Below are 23,855 nucleotides of genomic sequence, written 5' to 3'. Positions count from 1 at the left end.
CAGATATTTACGGATGCTCTTAAAATCAACCTAAATTTATTTCCGTAAGGAGTCAAATGTGAAGACTTATAACATGTCTTTCATAAAGACAAATGGACTCACGATTTTGCTGGTATTTATCTCAGTTATATTTATTTTTTCTTTAACTCTAATCTTTTCCTTATTTGAAAATATTCAAGGACTTTCAAACCAAGAAAAAATAGAATATATCACTCAAGCCTTAACAACTATTGCGATCATTATTGGAGGACTAGCATTAATTATTAATGCTTACTATACATCCAGACTCTCTTTGGATGAAAATCAGAGTCTGTTAATGCAGATCCTTGCTGGGACACTAGCTTGGGATAACAACATAGTAACTGGTATCAATTACAAGCAACCAACTCCCCAAGAAATTGTTCCCGAACGCTTTTCTAAAGCAATTGAACAACTAGGAAATGAAAAAATTGAAACGCGGTTTGCCGCAATTTATGCTTTAGAACGAATTGCCAAAGATTCTCCCAAAGATCATTGGACAATTATGGAAATTCTCGCTGCTTTTATCCGTGAGAATGCTCCGGTAAATCAAAAATATGAGGATGAGTTACAGGTATCATCAAAACTTCCTACAGATATTCAAACAGCGATAACTGTCATTGGGCGACGCGATTCACATAAAGACCCAGTAAATCAAAAACTAGATTTACGCAATACAGACCTCAGTAATGCAGACTTAACGGAAGCTAACCTCTCTAAGGCAATTTTCGTAGGAGCTGACTTACAATGGGTAAATTTTACACAAGCAAATTTATCCGAGGCAGACCTATCAGTAACCAATCTTTGTGGGTCAGTCTTCTATGAAGCAAACCTCTCTAAGGCAACCCTTCCAGAAGCCAATTTGCAGGGTGTAATTCTCAGAAAAGCAAACCTCTCGAAGGCAATCCTTTATGATGCCAACTTGGAAGGTGCAATTCTTTGTGATGCTAGTTTGGTAGGAGCAATTCTTTGTGATGCCAACTTGGAAGGAGCAATTCTTTGTGATGCTAACCTCTTTGAAGCCAACTTCGAGGGTAGCAACCTCCAAGATGCAAACCTGATTGGCAGTAACCTGCAAAACGCAAAACTTGCTGGGGCCAACTTAGAAGGCGTGTTACTTAGTACAGCTAATCTGCAAGATGCCAACCTCCAAGAAACTAATCTCTTTAGGGCAAACTTGAGCGGATGTGAGAACCTAGAATTACAGCAGATTGAAGAGGCATTTGGCGATCGCACAACAATCTTACCGGAAAATCTGAACATACCCCAACATTGGCGTTAACAAAAAGCCCTGGCGAACGGAATTCACAGTTACAGAAACAAAGTCCGCCTCCTTGGACTAGAGAAACTTAAGGTTTTTTAACCCGTCTGCGCGGGTTTTCTTCGTATAGACCCGATTTCTAACCGCTATTTTAACTGTGTTGAATTTAGTACCCAAAACTAAAAAGTTGTCAAAAACCTGATATCCTCTATCAGCGAGGACATCGAATATAAAGCGACGATTATGGATATCATTGAAATTCTCAAAGAAGACTATCAAAGATTCCCAGTCAATCAAACTTACAGCATTTACGCTCCAGACGTTTATTTTCAAGACCCACTGAATAAATTTCGTGGTGTGAAACGTTATCAAAAAATGATTAATTTTATCCAAACTTGGTTTTTAGATCCCAAGATGGACTTACATAATATTCAACGTTTAGGAGACACAATCAAAACTGAGTGGACACTCAGTTGGAATACTCCTCTCCCCTGGAAGCCACGGATTTCTATTCCTGGTTGGAGTGAATTAGGTCTTAACTCTGATGGTTTGATTGTCTCCCATATCGATTATTGGAATTGTTCACCCTTAGACGTGGTGAAGCAGCATTTCTAGCGCTTCTGGGTTGAGTCCAATATATACCTAACCTCCAGCCCAAAATACCATATCTCTCCTTGTCAACTTAGGTGTACACACAATTTTTTTAGAGTTGTCCCCCAGTGCTTAGAAGGCTACAGTGTATATACAAGTCCTAAAAACCTAGCTTGATGAAGTTTTGCTGTTTTGCTCGTTCTCATTCTCCGTATGAGAATACATTCATCTGGACTGCTGAATTAATCTATCACTGGAGGCAGAGCCTCTAATCAGCTATTCCCGCCCTCTGTATCGATAAAATAAGACGAAATCGAGCCATTATGATGAATATTCCGATATTCATCACTAACAAGCAATTGCCCAAAAAACTAGATCCAATATCTTAATTAAGAGAAATTACCCAGATTAATGTATTAGTTTTATGAGAAATAAAATTATTCACGAATTTTACTGAACCAAAAAACAGCTTGACTAAGCCAAACTAACTTTAGAACCCTATTTAAGGAATATATCTATGTCTCCTCCAAAAACGGACATCACATATTCTATAAAAAGCTGACTTAAGATCGGCTGGACTGAAATCAATGGATTCAAATATGAATTCAATCTTCTAATAATAGAGATAAAAAAGGAACAAATATTATTTGTTCTCTAAAAGCATTTGTCGCAATTTATCAAACAGAATTCAAGAGTGAAGAATCAGAATTGAGAATTAATTCTGGCTTAAAAATTGAATAGCACAGTAGTAGCAAGTATGCAATCTTCTTAATCAATGAAGTCTTTGTACCCTCACCACATCTATGATTTGGTGGTGACACGAGGCGCAAGTCTAGTCTAGCTTTGCGAACAACATACCCACGCGGCATTTCTTAGAGAGCATCTAGATTCTGAATTGATTATCAATCTATTCAATGATGCTCTTTGGATAAGAAAACTTTATATACAGTTAATACCATGCAATGTCATGCATATTCTGTTAAGCACTTTGTAGTCTAGCCTCATTTATCGTAATGCTGCAAATGTTGCTATCTGCGAATTTCAACAATTTTGCTTGTCTAAACTCTCATTAGAGTTTATAGTGATACGGTGTTTTTCCCTTACAATTTCTTGGCAGATTTATATCATGATTTATTCTCAAAAATTTCAAAAGTATTTGGCAGGTTTCTCTTTATCTGTCGTATTAGTAGCTGATTTAGTCCTCACACAAAAAGTCCCTCCAGCTTTTGCCGAAATAGTAAATTCATCTATTGGGAATGCTGTGACATTTAGTTGCAATGATAGTGAAGCGACAATCAAAGCTAAGAATGGGGCCAGAGTAGTTAGTGGAAGTTCAGCCTTTTACATTGGTTATCAGCAAGTCTCATCTAATAACAAAAACCCTATAACTATCCGTTTTAATAATGGTATTAAAACATGGTGTAGGACTGATTACGAAACAACAAATGACGACGGTACAGGCTACGGTTTGTATTGGACTGGGGGAAATTTTTTATACGGCGTTTACTCTTCCACTGGCAGTCAGACTGGTAATGATTTTCGCCGCTTTGCAACCGGGCGCTGGTTGTCTAGCTATGGTAGTGGAGGCGGGCCAAAAGTCGCAGTTATAGCCCGGATTAATCCAGCCAATGGCGAGGTTTACTATGCTACATTTTTATCTGCTAAAAAGGCGGATAATGGAAATACAAACTCTTTAGTTGTCAGAAGCCTATCATGGGATGGCACAAATTTAACTGTGCAAGCAAAGTCATGGTGGACTCCCCGCCGCACTAATACCAACTCCATGACTTGCTCTGGTGCATCTCCTTATATATACACAGCAGTATTCACTAGCGATTTAACAAGGGTTAACTCGGCTTCAGCTGCTACCTGTAGTTAAGGTATAAGGATTCAGCTATCAAATTTAGGACTTACGCAAAACGACAGGCGGTAGGGACAATTAATGTAGACGCTTTGCGGCTACTCTACGAGTTAGTACCCGCAGGGTATTGTCCCTACTAAAAAATCAAGCTTTGGGCTATTTTTTGCGTAAGTCCCGAAATTGAGGAAGCATATTTTTCCAGTTGTTTGAGAATTGACAAAAGCGATCGCTCTTTCTCAATTATCTATTCCTAATTTTTCCCATGCGGACGATGAATAATTGTCTCCAAAACCCGCCGCTTGGCTTTCGGATCAATACCTACTAAGCGGATATACTCACCGCTATATTCTGCCAAAGTTGCCTCTAAGTTTGAGATTGCATCAGACTCGGCATCAATGTGGCTATGAACACAACTTTGCCAAGAACCTGTACGGAAACGGCGCTCATCTACGTGTTCAATACTTATTTTGTAACCTTGAGATAATAATTGCCGAATCTGTTCTTGTGTCTCCAGGGTTAAATGTGGGCTTGATACTTCCTGTTTCTGGAATCCATTAGTTTTTGGTTCTTGAGTTGCACCATTGCTTGACGGCTGATTAATTGGTGTTACAGCAGCAGGCTGTGCAGATTGAGAATTTCTACCTCGATTGAGTCGGTTGTAATCGTCAACCAAATGGGAATTTTCCACCCGTTTTTGTTCACCAACGAGGAAGTTACCAGACTCGATTAAGTGAGACAGCCTGAAATCTGGTTTTTTAAATTCTGGTGGCCCTTCGGTGCTGTTAACCACACTCAAGGATACTTTCTCAAAACCTACTTTATGGATGTAGTTGCGGATTTGTTCGTCATAAATGCGCGATCGCAAAGCGCTAAAAAAGTCAATTGACTGGTTGACAAATGTATCAACTAGCTGTTCAACTTCCTTCTGTGACAATCCATCCGGTTCAAAAATCCCTTTGACAATTCCCACTTTGTCGTTTCTGTCTGGTTCCCAGTAAAATTTCTCCATCCGTCCATCCCGAATTAACGGTGCATAGAGAGTAGAGAAATCATTACCTGTGACAATAATCGGTACACGATGTAAAGGTGTGGAATCGTAGCTTCCAGGCAACTGCACATCTGTGGGATTATCAGCAATATTCATTAGTGTGGCATTCACCAACTGCGTATTTACAGTATATTGAGTGCCTTCATCAAAGCGTCCAGCCCCCGCATCTAAATCGTTAATCATCAGTACACACATTTTGCCGCGTACTTTGATCAGTTCTGCTGTTTCCCGATACCGCAGCCGAATCAACCGCGCTGGATCTCCTGCATCTGGACTTTCCAATTCGCCACCAGAGATATTAGTCACTTCGATACCCATTTTCTCGAAGACTAATTGACATTGAAATGTTTTGCCTTCTCCTTTGCGTCCGTGAATACCTAAAATCACGGGAACTCGCACACCAGGAAGCTTTAGAAAGTTTTTGGTGATGTGGACAGCCAGTTTGTCCAAAAAGCGGGGAGCGATGTAGTAACCCATAAAATTATCTTTGCCTAGCACTGCCTAAAGTAATGTTAAGTTTTTTTGGTGATGACTGTTTATTTATCTTTTGGTAGAAAAGCAACGCTATTTACTATAAACGTCTTATTGGATATAGATCAAAAATTTTATCAGCACTCAGTATAGGTATATTTTCTGCGAGTGCTTGTGCAATTAAAATTCGGTCAAATGGATCGCGATGATGTGAGGGTAGTGTGGCAACAACAGTAACATGGCTAATTTTGATATCGAGTAACCTAAAATCTTGAGGTTTAGTTGCTGTGTGATGAATATCTCAAATGGCTGATTAAAACTAAGCTTGCCTAAATTCTGCTTAATAGCTATTTCCCATAGACTAGCTATACTTAGCAAAATTTCATTATTTTCATTATTAATTAACTCTACTACTTGATTACTAAGTCTTGAATTATCCGTCACATACTAAATAAAAGTATGTATATCCAGCAATAATCTCATTCCATATATTCCTTGAAATCTTCCAGTGGTTCATCAAAGTCATCAGATATTGTAATTAAACCCTTTGCGCTTCCAGGTTGACGGAGGCGTTTAACTTGCGACACAGGAGTTAACTTTACCAAAGGTTGATTATCTTTGATGATGATAATTTCCTCACCACTGAGTGCTGCTTCAATTAAGTTGGGTAAATTTTGAGATGCTTCGGCTAGAGTAATTTGCTGTATAGTTACCACCTTTGATATAAAAATTAGGTGCTAACACTATCCTAACTTTGAATGTTCGATTAAATCACAGGAAACCAATTTAACCAAGTGTCCCAATTTTCTACTATTTGGGCAAATTCTTCATAACCGCCTGCTTGAGGATGAACCCCATCATTGGCTATTGCTTCATTAATCCAGATATTTGATATTCCTAATATCGGAAAAACGTCTAAATAAGGTACATTTAATCCTTTACAAATAAAAGCATATTGTTTAGATAAATCTATAGTTCTTTGCTTTCTTTGAGAATCTTCTTGTTCTATATATGGTGCGGGGCCAACCATCAAAACAGGATATAATTTTTGAGCTTTACTTAAAATTTCACGGGTATTTGTGAGAGAATCTGCCAAATCCACACGAGTTTTACCATTTTCTAATGTTGTGTCATTCAATCCAAAAGAAAATACAACTCTGCCATCATATTCCTTGGGCAATCGCAGTGAGACTTCCTGTAACCAACGCTTTGCTATATCAGTACTTGTATCACGCCTAATTCCTAAATTATAGTAGGTAATGTTATAACCTTTTTTATTAGCATTAACACATACTCTCCCTGTCCAACCAAGACATTCTTGGTCGCCAGTACCGTTAATGAAGGAGTCACCAACAAAACAAATTCTTACTTCTTGTCGATGTATTGAGTTCATGGTTTATGTGCTAGATAATGCCTTAATTTCTAAGATTTTGATGTCACAAAACGTATCCTGATTGCTCCTTCTATCTGGGATGAGTTGTCAACCAATCAACGGCAAAATCAACAGCGTTTCTGACAGACAATAGCTTGGTTTGTGCAGAACCAACTTTTGAGACTTTGACATGACCAGTGTTTTCCAAATCTCTACCTATGTCAACAAAACAGTCATTGTCAAATTCAATATCTGAGTAATATTTCCAAACTCGTTGTCCTGCTTCTAGAACTGGCGCACCTTTGCTAACTTGCTGTGTCCCACCAACCCGATACTCAGCCAGATGAAAACTGGTGCAGCGATCGTATCCGACTCCTAATAACAGCACACAAGCGTTCAACTCATAAAGAGTAGCTAATGGTGAATTTTCTCCAAGAGAGTTGTCTAAGGCATGATTAAAGATAATTTCTTCGGCGTGCTTCCCCCAAGCAGCAAACGACACTGCCGGATGAGAACTTCGCACCACGCCTTGCCAAGTTCGGAAAGCTTCAACAATCTTGCCCATACCTCGTGTCGGGGTAACTTTTGAATCAAAAGCTGGCATGGTTTCATATATAGTTGACCACCAGTTAGTAGGGACAGCTGGTGCTTGCCAGGTCTTAGGATCAGACAAATCACCAGAATGGGTAGGCATTATGAGAGTTCCTGCTGGCGTAATCACATCCATCAGTGCTTGAACTACTGCGACTGAACCACCACAAACCCATCCCAGTGAACTGAGTGAAGAGTGGACTATCACATTCATACCTGGAGTTAAACCTGCGTGTAACAAGTCCGTAGCCAGACTTTGGCGAGTCCGAGGTGATGGTGTGTTTGCAATTACTTTTAATTCACTCATCTTGCACGAAATTCTTGAGACTTGAATATCTGAGGTTTACCAGAATTGTTATGACTCTTTAGTTAAAAAATAGGAGAGGCAGAATTATCTGCCTCTCCTATGGGGATAAATTGATTACTTAAAGCTTGTTAGCTTTAGTATCTGGTGGCTTTGTTAGGTTTGTGAACAAGAAAGCTGAGAACTTGGCACTGCTTGATGTTGTCAAAACCTACAACACGGATATAGCTGGTGTTGAATTGAGAACGGCATCCTTGAACTTCGCTCAATACTTCTTGAGTGGATTTAGCACCGAACAAAGGCAACTTCCACATTGTCCAATATAATTCTGTTGGCTCAGAAGTTTCGTTGAACTCGATCGCTGGAATGTAACCTTGATTCAAAATGTACTGAATCTGCTTGGCAATTTGAGCGTCAGTAAGGGGTGGCAGATAAGAAAGGGTTTCGTAACGACGCTCTTTTGGTAAAGTTTGCATAGCTTTTTGATAATGGGTTGCGATTTTTGACTACTAGGTTGACCGAACTAATTGGATAAGTTATCCAAATTCTGATCTGAAGTTGTTTGCTGTTCTGGTTGCAGACTGGGGTTAGATGTGTCTATTCGTGTGATGCGTTCTAAATGCTGGCGACGCTGCTCCATGTTGGCTTGCTGAATGCCAGTGCGAACCATTTCCGGTAAAAATTCTGCAATTTCTTCCGCAATATGTTCTCTGACAGTCATGATTCGCAAAGCCAAATCTGGTTTTTCTCTCAGCAGTTGCTCAATGTATGACTCACCATTTTGAATTTTGCCAGACGAAAAGTTATGCAACCAAAGTTCTAATGGAGGATTCGTTTCGCCTAGCTGTGCCAATACTGTCCTTAGAGCCTGATAAGTCAGATAGCTTTGGAGAGTTTTGGCTGTGTCCTTCGCAATTTGCTTAAGATTCATGCTTGACCCCAGCCCTGAAGAGTTATGAGTTATGAGTTATGAGTTATGAATTAATGCAAATCCTAACTCTTGTACAGACGCGATTAATCGCGTCTCTACTTCTAACTCTTAACTCTTAACTGTTAACTCAGATCAGACGGTATCCATTGCTTCAAACTCGAACTTGATTTCTTTCCACAGTTCGCAAGCAACAGCCAGTTCAGGAGACCACTTGGCAGCTTCGCGGATGATATCGTTACCTTCACGAGCCAAGTTACGGCCTTCGTTACGAGCTTGAACAACTGCTTCCAAGGCGACGCGGTTCGCTGTAGCACCAGGAGCATTACCCCAAGGGTGTCCCAGAGTACCACCACCGAATTGTAGTACGGAGTCATCACCAAAGATTTCTACTAGCGCGGGCATGTGCCATACGTGGATACCACCAGAAGCAACTGCCATTACACCAGGTAGAGAAGCCCAGTCTTGGGTAAAGTAAATACCACGAGACTTGTCTTGCTCAATGTAGTTTTCACGCAACAGGTCAACGAAGCCCATTGTGATGCCGCGCTCACCTTCCAACTTACCAACTACGGTGCCGGTGTGGATGTGATCACCACCAGACAAACGTAGGGCTTTAGCCAATACACGGAAGTGGATACCGTGGTTCTTTTGACGGTCAATTACAGCGTGCATAGCACGGTGAATGTGTAGCAAGATACCGTTGTCGCGGCACCAACGAGCCAATGTGGTGTTGGCGGTGAAACCTGCGGTGAGGTAGTCATGCATGATGATGGGCATTTTGAGTTCTTTAGCGTACTCAGCCCGTTGCAACATTTGTTCGCAAGTAGGAGCGGTGACGTTTAGGTAGTGACCTTTGATTTCACCGGTTTCTGCTTGAGCTTTGTTGATAGCTTCAGCTACGAACAAGAAGCGATCGCGCCATCTTTGGAATGGTGCGGAGTTGATGTTTTCGTCGTCTTTGGTGAAGTCCAAACCACCGCGTAAGCACTCGTATACAGCGCGTCCGTAGTTCTTAGCGGAAAGACCCAATTTGGGCTTAATGGTACAACCCAGCAAAGGACGACCGTATTTGTTTAACTTGTCGCGCTCAACTTGGATACCATGAGGAGGCCCTTGGAAGGTCTTGATATAAGCTACTGGAAAGCGAATATCTTCTAGACGTAGTGCCCGCAGAGCTTTGAAACCAAATACGTTACCTACAATTGAGGTTAATACGTTGGTTACAGAACCTTCTTCAAACAAGTCCAAAGGATAGGCAACGTAGCAGATGTACTGGTTGTCTTCGCCGGGAACTGGTTCGATGTCATAACAACGACCTTTGTAGCGATCGAGGTCGGTGAGCAAGTCTGTCCATACAGTTGTCCAAGTACCTGTGGAAGACTCAGCCGCTACAGCCGCACCTGCTTCTTCGGGAGGAACACCAGGCTGGGGTGTCATGCGGAACGCAGCTAGAAGATCGGTATCTTTTGGTGTGTAATCGGGTGTGTAATAAGTTAGTCTGTAATCTTTAACCCCGGCTTGATACCCAGACTTGCTCTGAGTCTTCGTTTGAGCGTAAGACATATTTTATCCTTCCCTGAAATCACTCTTGTTAATTATCAAATCACGTTTTGTGCAACTTCCCCTCACCCAGATATTTCCCCTCTTGAGCGAGAGGAAGATTCAGGAAAAATTTTTGTTAGGGGTTGTCTTTGGCAAAAGTTAGCAGTTTTTTTTTGCGGCGGACACTTTTGGTAGCGGTGGTAGCCCTGCTCACCAGTGTTATCCCCTTCTAGGGGCACACGACCTAGCGCTTCTACTGTTTCCTCTTGACTACGAATCAAAATTCTTTTTTACCTCTTCTTCGCACCCAACTAAACCTTCTCAATTTCACCAAAACTTCTGCTTTTCGCAGGTAGCATTTAGATAATTTCCCTACAAATCGGGGTATTCAGGGGATTTGGCTAACTAGCACACATTCCCGTCTTTACACTCCCTATATCTTCTCCGTTGATGGAAAAGATACCATAAAAGAATTTACTTGACAGAGATTTAGCAGAGTGGTGAGCTTAAAGATAAAAATTGCACACCACGTAATTTGTAACTTATTTCACAATATATCAAGAATTCGATAAGTTATTCTTTGAAAGTTTTTAACTTATATATTTAATTTTGTTATTACATAAAGATTTAACATTTTATTACAGATGCTTTACAACGTGTCATAAATAACTGTAAAGAAGCTTTTGGAGACTGGGGAATGGGAAGAGGGAAAGAGGTAATTTTTAATTCTCCCCCTTGCCCCCTGCTAAGTGCCCCTCTGCCTTTTCTACCCAATGCCCAATGCCCAATCCCGATAAAATTTGAGAAAAATTGTAGATGACGTTTAAAAAATACCAGGTAGGGGAACACTGAAATTAACCCAAAGCCAGTTTAGGTAATGACTATGGGTACTGTCTCCAAAGGAAATGTCACCGTGGTATTATTTTGCAAGCGTACTAGTTTATTGATTACTTCTATCTTGTTTGGGTTGATAGCTGTGCCAGGTATGGGATGGGCACAAAAAACCCCTGACATCAAATCATCTGATTTAACCCCCGCTTACCCACCTTCTGCGCCGCCACCGCGAGTAGAATCCTTGCCCGATGAGCGCGGAGTGCAAGAAAATTCGCCAGAAACTGATTATCGTGTTGGTAACTTACTGGCAGATGTTACAGGCAATCTTTGGGTAGGTTCTTGGCGGGGATTATCGCGGATTGATCCTAAAACTGGCAAGATTATTTCTCGTGTTAGCTTACCAAATGTTGCCATTGGTGCTTTAGCCCAAGACAAAGTAGGACGCTTGTGGGTGGGAAGTTATGGCGGACTAGTTCGAGTAGACCCTCGCACGAATGAAATCACCGCACAGAATTTATTTTTGCCTTCTAAACGGGTTTTGTCACTGTTGCTTGACAAACGGGGTTATTTGTGGACTGGAACTGATAGTGGTTTAGCCCTAATTAGTCCTGACCAAGGTTTGATTATGACAACAGTAAAAAATCTGCCTGGTGTCAGCGCCAACACCCTAACTTTAGATGCTGAAGGTCAACTGTGGGTTGGCACTCTTGATGGATTGGTGCGGGTAAATACTGCTAGTGCTTCGATTATGAAGCGCATTACCGATTTACCAGGGACGACTGTTCAAGCTTTAGCTATCAGTCCAGAAGGCTTAATTTGGGCCGGAATGCCGAATAATTTGCTAGTCATTAACCCAAAAACTGGTGCAGTTTTGCGGTCTGTGACTCGCCTGCGTGGGCGTGATGTGACGGCGGTACGTTTTGCTAAAGATGGTAGTGTCTGGGTTGGAACTAGCAATGGTTTGTTACGATTAAATCCAAATACAGGCGCTGTGTTAGATGCAGAAGTTGCTGGACTTCCTTCTAGTCGGGTTCTTGCCCTTGTACCTGACATCAGCAATAAACTATGGATTGGCACTAGTGAAGGTCTGGCTTGGTTAATGCCCAAAACGGATAGTGCAAAAACCCATATTGCTTTCAGTCGCGCTGTTAAGTAGGGATTAGGGGACAGGTTACAGGGTACAGGGGACTGAATTCTTTTAGCCGATCACCTATACCTATCACTTATCCCCTATCACCTAATTAAAAATGGCAATCACTACCCAGCAATTAATTCAATGGAAACAACAGGGACGTTCAATTGTCGCGTTGACCGCCTGGGATTATGCGATCGCTCAACTCATCGATACAGCTGGTGTAGACTTAATCCTTGTAGGTGACTCTATGGCAGTAGTTTTAGGGTATGAAACAACACTGCCGATAACTTTGGATGAGATGATATATCACGCCAAATCTGTGCGCCGTGGGGTTAAACGCGCATTAGTCGTTGTAGATTTACCATTTTTGACGTATCAAGAAAGTCTTCAACAAGCAATGCACTCAGCTGGGCGGGTACTGAAGGAAACGGGCGCTCAAGCGGTAAAATTGGAGGGTGGCTATCCAGCGATCGCAGAAACTATTGCTCGTTTGGTACAAGCCGGAATTCCGGTAATGGGTCATGTCGGTTTGACACCGCAATCTGTACACCAACTCGGTTTGCGGCAACAAGGGAAAACCCAAGAAGCGAGTGAGAGGATTTTACAAGAAGCGATCGCTCTCGAACAAGCAGGTGTATTTTCTCTAGTTTTAGAGCATATCCCCGCAGATTTGGCAATGCAGATTACACAAAAACTGAGCATTCCGACAATTGGTATCGGTGCAGGAATTCACTGCGATGGACAAGTTTTAGTTACCTCAGATGTAATCGGACTTGCCGAGAAACATCCACCATTCGCCAAGGTTTACACCAACTTGCGAGAGACGATTACCAAGGCTGTACAAGATTATGCCGTGGAAGTGCGCGATCGCAAATTTCCATAAGCATGGAATTTACGATCAAAAAATACAAAAAGCTGCCAAATAGCTAGTTTTTCATCTGGGATAATTTATGCAATCAGAGAGCAGCACGTTATAAAATTGCTGAAGTTAAAAACTGTTCTACAACATCCAGAGTGAAAACTGATAGTATATTTTATCGCCTATTTCAAGAGTTTCCCAGTATCTTCTTTGAACTAATTGGCAATCCTCCTGAGACTGCAAATACCTATCAATTCTCTTCAGTTGAAATCAAACAAACTGCCTTTAGAATAGATGGTGTATTTCTTCCGACTCAAGACGAAGAAAATCCGATTTATTTCCTTGAAGTTCAATTTCAACCAGATTCAGATATTTATTTGCGCCTAGTTTCGGAAGCATTTCTCTATTTGCGGCAAAATAAATCTAAAAATTCTTGGCGAGGAGTGGTGATTTATCCCAGAAGGAATATAGATACTGGTGAGCGACAAGATTGCCACGAATTCTTCAACAGCAATCGCATTAGTATAATTTACTTGGATGAACTAGGCGAAGCTGCATCACTACCAATAGGTATTGCTACCCTAAAATTAGTAATTGAAAATGAAGATACAACTATTACTACCGCAAGAGTTCTAATTAACCGTACTAAACGAGCGGTAAATTTACAACTTCCACAAAAACAATTACTAGAATTAATAGAGACAATCCTAGTTTATAAATTGCCTAACATAAGTCGAGAGGAGATAGAAGCGATGTTTGGGTTAAGTGAGTTGAAGCAAACACGGGTTTATCAAGAAGCTAAACAAGAAGGCAAAGAAGAAGGCAAGGAAGAAGGTAAACAAGAAGGTCGTTTTGAGGCAAAGTTAGAAGCTGTACCTAAACTGCTAGCACTAGGTTTAAGTGTGGAACAGATAGCACAAGCGTTAGATTTGGATGTTGCACAAGTCCAGCAAGCAGTACAGCAAAAGCCTCTAAATTAATAGTGTCGAGAGGAGATAGAGGCGATGTTTGGGTTAAGTGAGTTGAAGCAAACACGGGTTTATCAAGAAGCTAAACAAGAAGGTCGTTTTGAGGCAAAATTAGAAGCTGTACCTAAACTGCTAGCACTAGGTTGAAGTGTAGAACAAATAGCACAGGTGTTAGATTTGGATGTTGTACAAGTCCAGCAAACACTTCTCAATGAATAAGTCCAGACAAGCGATGTCTGGCTACAAGCCGCTTTGCATCTACGTATCTTCTTAACTAGAAATATCAGCTACCCCATACTTGAAGGTGCAGCAATGGTACAACAAGTTACACCAGAGACCCCAATCGAAGTCATCTACCCAGAAAGTGACGGGCAACCAATGGCGGATAATACAGAACAATTTGCATGGATTGTCAAAATTAAAGCAAATTTAGAAATATTATTTGCATCACAATCTGATGTATTTATCGCCGGAGATTTGTTTTGGTATCCAGTTAAAGGAAGCCCTAATATTAAACAAGCACCTGATACGCTGGTAGTCTTTGGTAGACCCAAAGGAAAACGGGGTTCGTATTTACAGTGGGATGAAGATAATATACCCCCGCAGGTAGTATTTGAAATTCTCTCACCAAGTAATACGCTCAAAGAAATGACTAAAAAATTGCAGTTTTACCAGCGTTACGGTGTAGAAGAATATTATATTTACGATCTAGAAAAAAACGATTTAAATGGCTTGCTCCGTTCTGGGGATAGTTTTGAAGTCATTGAAGAGATGAATGGCTGGGTAAGTCCGCGTTTGGGAATCCGTTTTCAACTAACATCGGAGACACTGGAAATTTTTTCCCCTTCTGGACAAAAGTTTTTGAGTCCCGTAGAAATTGACCAGTTGCGGGAACAAGAACGTCAAGCAAAGGAGGCAGCTTTACAAGAATTAGAAAAAGAGCGCGATCGCTATCAAGAATTGTTAGCTAAACTCAAAGAAAAGGGAATTGATACAGATAATTTATAATTGTTGACTCCAAATCAGTTATTTTTTGAAGGTTACAGAAAATACAACCATAGCAGAGATTATCTGGTGTTGTTGCTCCACGATGTTTTACGCTGATTATATAGTCGGCATGACTTTTTATTTAATTTTCCTTCTGTGATGCTGATGGATACTTAATGATATAGGAACTAAAAATTTAACTATGGAACAGCAACCGATACAAGTAATTGGAGGTGGACTAGCTGGGACAGAGGCAGCGTGGCAAATAGCCCAAGCTGGAGTACCGGTAATTCTCCATGAAATGCGTCCAAAACGCTTTAGCCCTGCTCATCATACAGAACATTTGGCAGAATTAGTCTGTAGTAATTCCTTTGGGGCAATGGCTAGCGATCGCGCGGCGGGATTATTGCACGAAGAATTACGTCAACTTGGTTCTATTGTCATCTCCAAAGCTGATGAACACGCCGTTCCTGCGGGTGGGGCGCTAGCGGTAGACAGGGGACAATTTGGCCAAGATTTGACTCAAACTTTAGCCAGCCATCCTTTAATTGAATTTCGCCGGGGTGAAGTATCTGCGATTCCTGAAGGGATTGTGGTTTTGGCAACTGGGCCTTTAACCAGCCCCGAATTAGCCGAAGATTTGCAGCGCTTTACGGGGATGGAATACCTCAGCTTTTTCGATGCGGCTAGTCCGATAATTGTGGGAGAATCGATTAACCGTGACGTTGCTTTTATGGCATCACGTTATGACAAAGGTGAAGCTGCTTATCTCAACTGCCCAATGAATAAAGAGCAGTATTTGCACTTTCGAGAAGAACTTTGTAAAGCTGAACAAACAGAACTAAAAGGTTTTGAACGGGAAACAGCGAAATTTTTTGAAGCGTGTTTACCCATTGAAGAACTAGCACAGCGTGGGGAAGATACCATGCGCTACGGCCCCCTAAAGCCAGTAGGATTGTCAGATACTCGCACTGGGGAACGTCCTTATGCTGTGGTGCAGTTGCGACAAGAAGACAAAGCCGGTCAACTGTGGAATATGGTAGGATTCCAAACTAATCTGCGTTGGGGTGAGCAAAAGCGGATATTTCAGCTAATTCCAAGTTTGGAAAAAGCTGAGTTTGTGCGGTTGGGAGTTATGCACCGTAACACTTTTATTAATGCCCCTCAGTTAATGCATCCAACTCTGCAATTTAAAGAACGCCCAACGTTGTTAGCTGCTGGACAGTTGATTGGTACTGAAGGGTACACTGCTGCGGCTGCGGGTGGCTGTTTGGCGGGAATTAATGCAGCACGGCTAGCTTTGGGTAAAGAAGCTTTGGTTTTACCACCAACAACAATGATGGGTGCATTATTGGAATTTATTAGTTCCGCTTCGCCGAAGCATTTCCAACCAATGCCCCCCAATTTTGGTATTTTTCCCGAATTGGGTGCGAAAATCAAAAGTAAACAAGAGCGTTACGGACGTTACCGCGATCGCTCTTTAACCGATCTAGCAAATTGGAAAGCTAATCGGAATTAATGGGAATTGGGAAGAGGACTTGGGGACAAGGAGAATTAGGGACAAGGAGAAAGACTTGTTTCAAGTTCTCACCTCTTGTCCCCTTGTCTTCCTACCTCCCCTGCTTCCCCTGCCCCTCTGCTCCCTTGCTCCCCCGCCTCTTTTCCCCACCCTATTTAATAAAACTTCAAATAGGTTTATTATCCTTTAAAATCTTTTGCAAAAATTTAGGTCAGATGTATGGCTGATATTGTTGATATTGCTGTTACGGCTGAGTCTTTCAAAACACTAGTGGCGGCTGTACAAGCTGCTGGTTTAGTAGAAACATTAAAAAGTCCTGGCCCGTTCACTGTCTTTGCACCAAATGACGATGCTTTTGCCAAATTACCGCCGGGAACTATCCAAACTCTGTTACAGAATATTCCCCAGCTAACGCGAATTTTAAAGTATCATGTCGTTCCAGGAAAGCTGCTAAAGGCTGATTTGGCAGAACTCGGCACGGTTAATTCTGTGGAAGGTTCACCGATTAAAATTCATTCTTTAGATGGTTTTGAAGTTAAAAATGCCACAGTTTTAGCAGCAGATATCGAAGCTGATAATGGCGTGGTACACGTTATCGATACCGTGATTTTACCGGGTTAATTCAGCTAGGGTGGATGTTTTCCACCCTACTTATCCAAAATCTTTATAATTAACTAACTATTGAGTAGTATCAAAACGCAACTCAATATTTTAATTTATGTTATGTTTGCAATGTGATTACTCACTCACCTGTTAATGTAAATTTAGTTATTTTAAAATAAATTAAGTTCTTAAAAAGCTAACATCTATCCCAACAACATTAATGCTCGATTTTAACACCTTAGTAGAGTTCTCTCGTGGTAACTGCATAAGTATTTGTGCGTTTCTCGTCCCAGCAAACTTGCTTGTCACAATTTTAACAATGGGTCTGGTAGCCTTACGTCGCCCATCACATCAAGTATGGCAATCTGCTGGAATTGCTAGCTTTTTCGCTTCTGTAATGATCCTGCACGTATATACTTGGTTCATGATTGGCGTGGTGATGGCTCCTACTTACATCTTGCTGTGGCTAGCAATCACGTGTTTGGTGACTAATTTGGGAGCAATTCTTTATCAAAGACGTTATAGTAACAGCCCTAGCCTTTCCAACAACGTCTGAAATCTACACATAGTAGCGAACCCACTATTTCTTAAACTCGCCGGTGCATAGATCGCTCTTCGTTTGTAGTTAGACATCACTCTTTACAATTCTTTCATAGCACCCAATAGGGCAATTTTGCCCTTTTTGAGTGTGTCTGCCAATAATTACAATCTTGCGATCGCACCTTCTGATCAGGTAAAGCAGTGTGTCGACGCTTCTTCGCCTTGTCATTAGACATCGCCTGTCATCTTTTAGATTATTGATGTAGTATAAATATATTTTATAACTTGCAGATGGGTTTCGATTACCCATTATGTAGTACTCAAGTGTACCCATAAAGATCTTAATAGAGGAACAGAAGTTTAATGACCTCAACTAAAACTTACACTTACGATGCCAATGGCAATGTCATATCTGAGAATATAGACAAAAACAGTGATGGGACAACAGACTCAGTTATTAGCTACGATTATAACCAGACATCCATAACGGCTGACGACAACGGCGATGGTATCGCTGATTTTGTCAACACTTTTACTTATGATGCCAACGGCAACCAGACATCCAGACGTGCATACGACAATGGCGACGGCATAGTTACTTATTATGAAACCTTTACTTATGATCCCAACGGCAAATTGACATCCCTAAGCTCTGACTACAACGGCGATGGCATCGTTGATACCACTACTTATACTTATGACGCTAACGGCAAGTTGATATCTTTTGAAGGTGACTACAATGGCGACGGCATCGCTGATTTTGTCCGAAGCTATACTTATGATGCCAACGGCAAATTGACATTTTTTAACTATGACTACAATGGCGACGGCATCGTTGATTTTGTCGGAACCTATACTTATAATGCTAATGGCAAACTGATATCTGAACGCTATGACGACAGCATCAGCGGCGGTAACACTATCACAAATTATACTTATGATGCCAACGGCAAATTGACATCCCTAAGCTCTGACTACAACGGCGATGGTATTGTTGATAGCGTCACAAATTCTACTTATGATGCCCAAGGCAACCAGACATCCTCTAGCGTTGACAACGATGGCGATGGCATCGCTAATGAAATTTATACCTATACTTATGATGCTAAAGGCAACCTGACATCCCAAAGTCTTGACTATAACAGCGACGGTATTGCTGATTTTGTCTATACTTATGATGCCAAAGGCAAACTGATATCCGAAACTTATGACAGCAATGGGGACGGCATTGTTGATCAGGTGACAGCCTATGCCTATATCTATGATACTAAAGGCAACCTGACATCAAGACGTATAGACTATGATGACGACGGCATCACTGATTATTCTGAAGCCTCTACTTATGATGCTAATGGCAACCTGACATCCCAAAGCGTTGACTACAAAAACGACGGCATCGTTGATTCGTCCACAACCTTTACTTATGGACGCGCATCCGCCAGCTATGACTTTAACAACGATGGTGTAGTTGATGCAGTTGGCAGTTATATCTACGATTTTAGCGGCAAGGTGAAATCACAGGAGATTGACAATAATAAAGATGGCATCATTGATGAGGTGACTGCTTACAGTTACGATGCTGGCGGCAAACTCACTGCACAGGTAGCTGACAAAAATAATGATGGTCTTGCTGACGAGATTACCACTTACAACTATGATGCCAACGGCAAATTAACTTCCGCAGATATTGACAAAAAGGGCGATGGCACTACTGATGCAGTTGCCAGTTATCTGTATGATGCCAACTCTCAACTGATCAGCCAAACTACCACAGAAGCAAATGTTCCTGGTAAAACCTTAAACGGAGGCAACTGTAAAGACATACTCACAGGTAATGCTGGCAATGATAAAATTTCTGGCAAAAACGGCAATGATCAACTCTTAGGATTAGCTGGAAATGACAAACTAGTTGGTGATAACGGTAATGACATCCTCAACGGCGGCGCTGGTGGTGATATCCTCACAGGCGGTAATGGTGCTGATAAATTTGTATTTAACAGCCTGAGTGATTCATTGCTATCTAAGTTTGATGTGATTACTGACCTCAAGATCGGTGAAGATAAAATTGATAGTCTGAATGCAGTTTCAGAGGGTAATGTGGTTCCACTTGGGACTGTTGCAAGTCTGAATTTGTCAGATGTACAACAGATATTTACAGCATATAATTTTAGAGCTAAAGATGCAGCAACTTTTACCTTTGGTACAGGCAATCATCAGCGGACTTTTGTAGCACTTAATGACAATATTGATGGATTCTCTGCTCTCACTGATGCCGTGATTGAGATTAGTGGCTACAAAGGCAACTTAACGAACTTAGCCATTGTCTAAGTTTAGTTACTTCAAAAATTTGCTGGTATTAGGGGGTTGCACATACTAATAAATCACCAGAGATGAGAAAAAGTGATCGCTTGCAGGTCAAAAATCGGTTATACCGTTGGGTTTCTAGCGGTAGGTTCATTGGGTAAATTCTGCACGTAACTGATTGACAACCCGATCTAATCCCACGGAATGGGCGGCTTTGAACAATAAACGATCGCCTGTTTGCACAAATGTCTTCAACCTAGCCACTAACTCAGCATGAGTTGCAAAGCACTCCGATGGGATACCTTCGGCACTAAGAGCCATAGCTTCGGCATCTTCTCCATCTACCAAAACCAACAAGCCGTCTAAATTCAACTTTCGGACTGTTTCTCCCACTCGCTGGTGCAACTGCTGCGATCGCTCTCCCAATTCTTTCATTGCACCCAATACGGCAATCTTCCGCTTTCCGGGTGTGTCTGCTAATAACTGCAACGATGCAATCATTGCTTCTGGTGCAGCATTATAAGTTTCATCTAAGATTATCACATCATTGGGCAAGGTAAATCGCTGCGATCGTCCTGTAGGCATATCCACCTCTATACCTGCTTTAAGACTTGCCCAATCAATCCCCAACACCTTTGCCACCGCTAAAGCTGCCAAGAAATTAGTCGCATTGTGACGACCAGGTAGCGGTAGAGGTAGTTGGATTCCTGCAACTTCCACTGTTTCGTTATCAATTAACTGCCCTTGGATATCCCCACCAGAGAAGCCGTAAGTTAAAACTTCTCCTTGCCAAACTTTCGCCGCAGTAGCCATTAATAAAGGATTGTCGTGGTTGAGAATTGCCACACTATCAGCAGCCATTTCAGCTAATAACTCACATTTTGCCTCAGCGATCGCTTCTTCGGAACCCAGTAATTCAATATGTGCCGTCCCGACATTGGTAATGACTCCAATTGTTGGACGCGCTATTTGTGTAAGTTCGGCAATTTGTCCCCTACCCCGCATCGCCATTTCAATCACAGCGTAGTCATTTTCTGCGCCAAGTTCTAGGAGAGTTTTTGGGACACCAATTTCGTTGTTGTAATTTCCATAAGTTTTGTGAACTCGTCCCTTAGTTCCTAAAACTGCGGCGATCAATTCTTTGGTTGTTGTTTTACCCACAGAACCTGTTACGCCAATTACAGGAATATTAAAGCGATCGCGCCACCATCTGCCAATTTGTTGATATGCCTTTAAGGTATCTTTTACCTGTAACACCGGAAAACCGGGATTTTCGTATTCAAAATCTACAATTGCAGCTATTGCACCCTTTGCGATCGCAGTTGGCACAAATTTATGTCCATCAAATTTATCGCCTCGCAAAGCGACAAATACTTCACCCGGCTTTAGGGTACGGCTATCTGTTTGTATACCGCAACTTACTTGTGTTAAAGCAGTTTCAGATAAATTTATTGGACTGGCTAAAAGAACTTTAACCAGTTGGGATAGGGTGGCAGAACAACGCATAAGTAATTTACAATTTAAAGTTCAAAATTATAAAATCGAATTATGACACAATACTGCATTGAACAACAAGATTTGCGACTTCTCGAAAAAGTCCCAAATTGAAGTCTATTCACAATAACACCAAAAATAGTGCCAAAGAAGCTTAAGTCCTTTGGCACGCCTTTTTTAGAAGCTATTTATATAGTTTAATTAAGCAGATGCTTTATTTTGCTATCCCCGGTTTTTAATTAAGATTACTTGCATGATTTGTAGTGCTATCTCACGAGAAACGCCTAAAGCTTGAGATAGATCGTTTAAGAAGCTTTTTTCTTCTTCAGCTACAACACCTTCAGCTAAGACTAAGTCAGTGGCTACTGCAAAGGCTGCTTCCCGCAAGTCTTGAGATAGAGAATCTTTTGCTGCATCAAATAAAGCGTTAAAACCATCCCCCTTGAGAATGCCCAATATTTGGTCAAACAGCCTATTCATCATCTCATGACGATAACCTGTAAAAAGTTTCATCCGAGACAGCACAAAAGTGATAGAATTTGCTTGCTCAACAGAAAGATAACCGTCTGAAGCTGTTGCCGCCAAGACAATAACAGCAAAAGCTTCCGCTGAATTGAGTGCTGCTTGGGTTTGGTTTTCTGTACCCAACACAGCGTTGAATAGACTCATCTGTAGTAACTCCTTGGCTAGAGTCTCAATAGCGCTACAGTTACCTGTATGTTTGGTAGATTTACAGGTAAGACTGTAACGCTGTGAGACTTTCATGCTTTAGTATTCCCAAGATTTATCCACGGCGAACACTTGCACCCAATGGTTTTTAGCAAGAACTACAATTGCCATCTGTAAATTTAGCGTTCTCCTGCCTTTTCTATTGTTTCAATTACCGCTAAACCTATACCAGAAGCTGCTATTAACAGTACTGCTGATATCAAATAGGCATTAGTCAACATCCGTAAGGCTTCACCAAAAAAAATATAGGTGGTCATTGCTTCACCTTTGAAAATTTGTGCTGCTAGTACTTTTTATTTCTCCACACCCTGATAGGTGTATTTCGCTGAGAAACTGCTAGCAATTGCATCTTAACAAAACTTTAGCTCTTTCAGAACCCCATTCAAAATTTTTATTTCTGAAGATTTGATGAACTTGACAAAAAAGCGCATTAAGTATGGGGCATGAAGAAGAAACAAGGCAGAAAAGGGCTTAAAAAGGCTGGTATTTTGTATTTGGTCATTTTTTAACTATTTCAACCGATGTTTAAATCCTGAAACGACCAAACTACGTTAAATAGTTGAGAATTTTCTCAATTATTTTCGACATACTAAAAAACCTATCCTTGAAAGGAAGAAAAGGGGGAGAGACTTGTCTTCAACTCTTCAGTTCAAGAAACCTTTGCCTGCTTGACTTTTGTGAACTTTTGTTCGGTAATGAGGGAAACAAGAAAATTTAAAGTAAACAGGATTCAATCGTCGCTACAACTGATTGAGAAAGAGTATCAAAATCGTAACCACCTTCTAAGCCAAACAGAATTTTACGAGTTAAGCCTAGACAATAATTAGTAAATAAAGCATAGTCTTCTGGCTGCAAATTGATACTTGCTAGAGGATCGGCGGCATTAGCATCATAACCAGCACTCACAATCAGTAAATCCGCTTGAAAGTTGGCTAAAAACGGTATGACTTGCCTTTCAAATAGCGGCTGATATACTGCAATATCACTACCAGGAGGTACTGGTAAATTTAATACATTATTATGAAAGCCGCGTTCTGTGGCTCTCCCAGTACCGGGATAACATGGATATTGATGTAGGGAACAGTAGGCGATACGTGCTTCAGTTTCAACGATCGCCTGAGTACCATTACCGTGATGTACATCCCAATCGAGAATGGCGACGCGGTTAATTCCGGGTTGTTCGAGGGCAAAGAAAGCGGCGATCGCAGCATTAGAAAATAGGCAAAAGCCCATCCCAGCATCGCTTTCTGCATGATGTCCTGGGGGACGTGCTAATACAAAAGCTGGATTAGCCGACTTTAACACAGCTTCAACACCATCCAGCCATGCACTGACTGCCAACAATGCCACATCATAACTGCGTGGGGAAACTGGTGTATCTCCATCCAAAGGGCCGCCGCCACTAGAAGCGATTTGCCAAAGTTTTTTGATGTAGGCTGGGCTATGAGCTTTAACCAACATAGACATCAGTGATGGCTGTTCTGATACTGGTGTAGGCGATCGCCAGTCAATTTTATCTGTGAATCTAGCTGCTTTTAGGGCATTTGCGATCGCAGTTAAACGTTCTGGTTTTTCGGGATGGTATTTTCCAGTCTTGTGATCTAAAAATTCGTCGGAATAGATGACTGGCAGCATAGGACGAAAAAAGTCGGCAGCAGGACAATAAACAATTCGTAATTCGTAATTATGTTTTGTGACTGAATTTTACCCCCGACACAAAACAAGCTGTTTATGGGAACGGGGGTATCAACCCCTAGGAATTACGAATTATGATGAATGCTATTGTATCGTTACTGGTACAAACAGTTTTTTCTTGTACTAGTACAACACGGCGGAAATAAACCACCCATAAATAAATGAAATGCTTATGCTGTATTCATTTTTAATTTTTAA

General features: G+C 41.3%; 24 protein-coding genes. 11 read left to right on the top strand and 13 right to left on the bottom strand.

Annotated elements, in window-relative coordinates:
- Positions 1-73: 73 nt before the first annotated feature.
- The 3 genes from ACFFRD_RS32545 (at position 74) to ACFFRD_RS32535 (ending at position 3,749) form a co-directional block, all read left to right on the top strand.
- Positions 74-1,300, top strand: coding sequence for a pentapeptide repeat-containing protein (locus ACFFRD_RS32545; protein ID WP_392479948.1), 1,227 nt, complete (start codon positions 74-76; stop codon positions 1,298-1,300).
- Positions 1,301-1,522: 222 nt separating this feature from the next.
- Positions 1,523-1,894, top strand: a complete 372-nt coding sequence (locus tag ACFFRD_RS32540; RefSeq protein WP_114082919.1) for a DUF2358 domain-containing protein — start codon at positions 1,523-1,525, stop codon at positions 1,892-1,894.
- A 1,102-nt stretch (positions 1,895-2,996) separates the two neighbouring features.
- The gene (locus tag ACFFRD_RS32535; protein ID WP_392479946.1) at positions 2,997-3,749 is read left to right on the top strand and encodes a hypothetical protein; all 753 of its coding nucleotides are present in this window, start codon (positions 2,997-2,999) and stop codon (positions 3,747-3,749) included.
- Positions 3,750-3,981: 232 nt separating this feature from the next.
- Here the strand turns inward: ACFFRD_RS32535 and ACFFRD_RS32530 are convergent, their stop codons facing one another.
- The 9 genes from ACFFRD_RS32530 to ACFFRD_RS32490 all read right to left on the bottom strand — a co-directional run bounded on the left by ACFFRD_RS32530 (position 3,982) and on the right by ACFFRD_RS32490 (position 10,271).
- A complete protein-coding gene (locus ACFFRD_RS32530; protein ID WP_392483224.1) occupies positions 3,982-5,256 on the bottom strand; it encodes a ribulose bisphosphate carboxylase small subunit in 1,275 nt (424 codons plus the stop codon).
- A gap of 94 nt (positions 5,257-5,350) precedes the next feature.
- Positions 5,351-5,497: a PIN domain-containing protein gene (locus ACFFRD_RS32525; RefSeq protein WP_392483223.1), complete on the bottom strand. Its 147-nt coding sequence runs from the start codon at positions 5,495-5,497 to the stop codon at positions 5,351-5,353.
- 232 nt (positions 5,498-5,729) lie between these two features.
- The gene (locus ACFFRD_RS32520) at positions 5,730-5,957 is read right to left on the bottom strand and encodes a type II toxin-antitoxin system Phd/YefM family antitoxin (RefSeq protein ID WP_392483222.1); all 228 of its coding nucleotides are present in this window, start codon (positions 5,955-5,957) and stop codon (positions 5,730-5,732) included.
- 59 nt (positions 5,958-6,016) lie between these two features.
- Positions 6,017-6,643, bottom strand: coding sequence for a GDSL-type esterase/lipase family protein (locus tag ACFFRD_RS32515; RefSeq protein ID WP_392479944.1), 627 nt, complete (start codon positions 6,641-6,643; stop codon positions 6,017-6,019).
- Between the two features lie 70 nt (positions 6,644-6,713).
- Complete coding sequence (locus tag ACFFRD_RS32510; protein WP_392479943.1) at positions 6,714-7,520, bottom strand: aminoglycoside N(3)-acetyltransferase; 807 nt, start codon at positions 7,518-7,520, stop codon at positions 6,714-6,716.
- 134 nt (positions 7,521-7,654) lie between these two features.
- Positions 7,655-7,993 (bottom strand): ribulose bisphosphate carboxylase small subunit, encoded by a 339-nt coding sequence (locus ACFFRD_RS32505; RefSeq protein WP_114082924.1) that lies wholly within the window; start codon positions 7,991-7,993, stop codon positions 7,655-7,657.
- A 47-nt stretch (positions 7,994-8,040) separates the two neighbouring features.
- A complete protein-coding gene (locus ACFFRD_RS32500; protein ID WP_012410538.1) occupies positions 8,041-8,448 on the bottom strand; it encodes a RuBisCO chaperone RbcX in 408 nt (135 codons plus the stop codon).
- Positions 8,449-8,580: 132 nt separating this feature from the next.
- The gene (locus ACFFRD_RS32495; RefSeq protein WP_163930558.1) at positions 8,581-10,011 is read right to left on the bottom strand and encodes a form I ribulose bisphosphate carboxylase large subunit; all 1,431 of its coding nucleotides are present in this window, start codon (positions 10,009-10,011) and stop codon (positions 8,581-8,583) included.
- Positions 10,012-10,073: 62 nt separating this feature from the next.
- Positions 10,074-10,271: a hypothetical protein gene (locus ACFFRD_RS32490; RefSeq protein WP_392479940.1), complete on the bottom strand. Its 198-nt coding sequence runs from the start codon at positions 10,269-10,271 to the stop codon at positions 10,074-10,076.
- Between the two features lie 596 nt (positions 10,272-10,867).
- Here ACFFRD_RS32490 and ACFFRD_RS32485 point away from each other — a divergent pair.
- From ACFFRD_RS32485 to ACFFRD_RS32450, 8 genes are all read left to right on the top strand, one after another.
- Complete coding sequence (locus tag ACFFRD_RS32485; RefSeq protein WP_392479939.1) at positions 10,868-11,980, top strand: two-component regulator propeller domain-containing protein; 1,113 nt, start codon at positions 10,868-10,870, stop codon at positions 11,978-11,980.
- A gap of 91 nt (positions 11,981-12,071) precedes the next feature.
- Entirely contained in the window at positions 12,072-12,842 is a 771-nt protein-coding gene (panB, locus tag ACFFRD_RS32480) for a 3-methyl-2-oxobutanoate hydroxymethyltransferase (protein ID WP_392479938.1), read from the top strand.
- Positions 12,843-12,973: 131 nt separating this feature from the next.
- Entirely contained in the window at positions 12,974-13,798 is an 825-nt protein-coding gene (locus tag ACFFRD_RS32475) for an Rpn family recombination-promoting nuclease/putative transposase (RefSeq protein WP_392479937.1), read from the top strand.
- Positions 13,799-14,098: 300 nt separating this feature from the next.
- Positions 14,099-14,794, top strand: coding sequence for a Uma2 family endonuclease (locus tag ACFFRD_RS32470; protein ID WP_392479935.1), 696 nt, complete (start codon positions 14,099-14,101; stop codon positions 14,792-14,794).
- Positions 14,795-14,975: 181 nt separating this feature from the next.
- Entirely contained in the window at positions 14,976-16,292 is a 1,317-nt protein-coding gene (gene trmFO, locus ACFFRD_RS32465; RefSeq protein ID WP_114083002.1) for an FADH(2)-oxidizing methylenetetrahydrofolate--tRNA-(uracil(54)-C(5))-methyltransferase TrmFO, read from the top strand.
- A 219-nt stretch (positions 16,293-16,511) separates the two neighbouring features.
- On the top strand, positions 16,512-16,913 hold the full coding sequence (locus tag ACFFRD_RS32460; RefSeq protein WP_012410532.1) for a fasciclin domain-containing protein: 402 nt from the start codon (positions 16,512-16,514) through the stop codon (positions 16,911-16,913).
- A 202-nt stretch (positions 16,914-17,115) separates the two neighbouring features.
- On the top strand, positions 17,116-17,451 hold the full coding sequence (locus tag ACFFRD_RS32455; RefSeq protein ID WP_012410531.1) for a hypothetical protein: 336 nt from the start codon (positions 17,116-17,118) through the stop codon (positions 17,449-17,451).
- 347 nt (positions 17,452-17,798) lie between these two features.
- Positions 17,799-19,763: a bluetail domain-containing putative surface protein gene (locus ACFFRD_RS32450; protein WP_392479931.1), complete on the top strand. Its 1,965-nt coding sequence runs from the start codon at positions 17,799-17,801 to the stop codon at positions 19,761-19,763.
- Between the two features lie 126 nt (positions 19,764-19,889).
- Here ACFFRD_RS32450 and murF read toward each other — a convergent pair whose 3' ends face one another.
- The 4 genes from murF to ACFFRD_RS32430 form a co-directional block, all read right to left on the bottom strand.
- The gene (gene murF / locus ACFFRD_RS32445; RefSeq protein WP_392479929.1) at positions 19,890-21,245 is read right to left on the bottom strand and encodes a UDP-N-acetylmuramoyl-tripeptide--D-alanyl-D-alanine ligase; all 1,356 of its coding nucleotides are present in this window, start codon (positions 21,243-21,245) and stop codon (positions 19,890-19,892) included.
- A gap of 210 nt (positions 21,246-21,455) precedes the next feature.
- Complete coding sequence (locus ACFFRD_RS32440) at positions 21,456-21,902, bottom strand: tellurite resistance TerB family protein (protein ID WP_392483221.1); 447 nt, start codon at positions 21,900-21,902, stop codon at positions 21,456-21,458.
- Positions 21,903-22,081: 179 nt separating this feature from the next.
- On the bottom strand, positions 22,082-22,219 hold the full coding sequence (locus ACFFRD_RS32435; RefSeq protein WP_041566338.1) for a hypothetical protein: 138 nt from the start codon (positions 22,217-22,219) through the stop codon (positions 22,082-22,084).
- Positions 22,220-22,676: 457 nt separating this feature from the next.
- Entirely contained in the window at positions 22,677-23,597 is a 921-nt protein-coding gene (locus tag ACFFRD_RS32430) for a histone deacetylase (protein WP_114082932.1), read from the bottom strand.
- Positions 23,598-23,855 lie beyond the last annotated feature (258 nt).

The sequence above is a fragment of the Nostoc sp. C110 genome (genome assembly GCF_043099725.1).
GTDB lineage: Bacteria > Cyanobacteriota > Cyanobacteriia > Cyanobacteriales > Nostocaceae > Nostoc > Nostoc muscorum_A.
This window is presented reverse-complemented; position numbering and strand designations above follow the sequence as displayed.

Coding starts and splice junctions, on each gene's coding strand:
- ACFFRD_RS32455 (WP_012410531.1), top strand. CDS start 17,116: ATGCTCGATTTTAACACCTTAGTAGAGTTCTCTCGTGGTAACTGCATA.
- ACFFRD_RS32545 (WP_392479948.1), top strand. CDS start 74: ATGTCTTTCATAAAGACAAATGGACTCACGATTTTGCTGGTATTTATC.
- ACFFRD_RS32510 (WP_392479943.1), bottom strand. CDS start 7,520: ATGAGTGAATTAAAAGTAATTGCAAACACACCATCACCTCGGACTCGC.
- ACFFRD_RS32515 (WP_392479944.1), bottom strand. CDS start 6,643: ATGAACTCAATACATCGACAAGAAGTAAGAATTTGTTTTGTTGGTGAC.
- ACFFRD_RS32495 (WP_163930558.1), bottom strand. CDS start 10,011: ATGTCTTACGCTCAAACGAAGACTCAGAGCAAGTCTGGGTATCAAGCC.
- murF (WP_392479929.1), bottom strand. CDS start 21,245: ATGCGTTGTTCTGCCACCCTATCCCAACTGGTTAAAGTTCTTTTAGCC.
- ACFFRD_RS32535 (WP_392479946.1), top strand. CDS start 2,997: ATGATTTATTCTCAAAAATTTCAAAAGTATTTGGCAGGTTTCTCTTTA.
- ACFFRD_RS32485 (WP_392479939.1), top strand. CDS start 10,868: ATGACTATGGGTACTGTCTCCAAAGGAAATGTCACCGTGGTATTATTT.
- ACFFRD_RS32540 (WP_114082919.1), top strand. CDS start 1,523: ATGGATATCATTGAAATTCTCAAAGAAGACTATCAAAGATTCCCAGTC.
- ACFFRD_RS32530 (WP_392483224.1), bottom strand. CDS start 5,256: ATGGGTTACTACATCGCTCCCCGCTTTTTGGACAAACTGGCTGTCCAC.
- ACFFRD_RS32505 (WP_114082924.1), bottom strand. CDS start 7,993: ATGCAAACTTTACCAAAAGAGCGTCGTTACGAAACCCTTTCTTATCTG.
- trmFO (WP_114083002.1), top strand. CDS start 14,976: ATGGAACAGCAACCGATACAAGTAATTGGAGGTGGACTAGCTGGGACA.
- ACFFRD_RS32470 (WP_392479935.1), top strand. CDS start 14,099: ATGGTACAACAAGTTACACCAGAGACCCCAATCGAAGTCATCTACCCA.
- ACFFRD_RS32440 (WP_392483221.1), bottom strand. CDS start 21,902: ATGAGTCTATTCAACGCTGTGTTGGGTACAGAAAACCAAACCCAAGCA.
- ACFFRD_RS32450 (WP_392479931.1), top strand. CDS start 17,799: ATGACCTCAACTAAAACTTACACTTACGATGCCAATGGCAATGTCATA.
- ACFFRD_RS32460 (WP_012410532.1), top strand. CDS start 16,512: ATGGCTGATATTGTTGATATTGCTGTTACGGCTGAGTCTTTCAAAACA.
- ACFFRD_RS32435 (WP_041566338.1), bottom strand. CDS start 22,219: ATGACCACCTATATTTTTTTTGGTGAAGCCTTACGGATGTTGACTAAT.
- panB (WP_392479938.1), top strand. CDS start 12,072: ATGGCAATCACTACCCAGCAATTAATTCAATGGAAACAACAGGGACGT.
- ACFFRD_RS32500 (WP_012410538.1), bottom strand. CDS start 8,448: ATGAATCTTAAGCAAATTGCGAAGGACACAGCCAAAACTCTCCAAAGC.
- ACFFRD_RS32430 (WP_114082932.1), bottom strand. CDS start 23,597: ATGCTGCCAGTCATCTATTCCGACGAATTTTTAGATCACAAGACTGGA.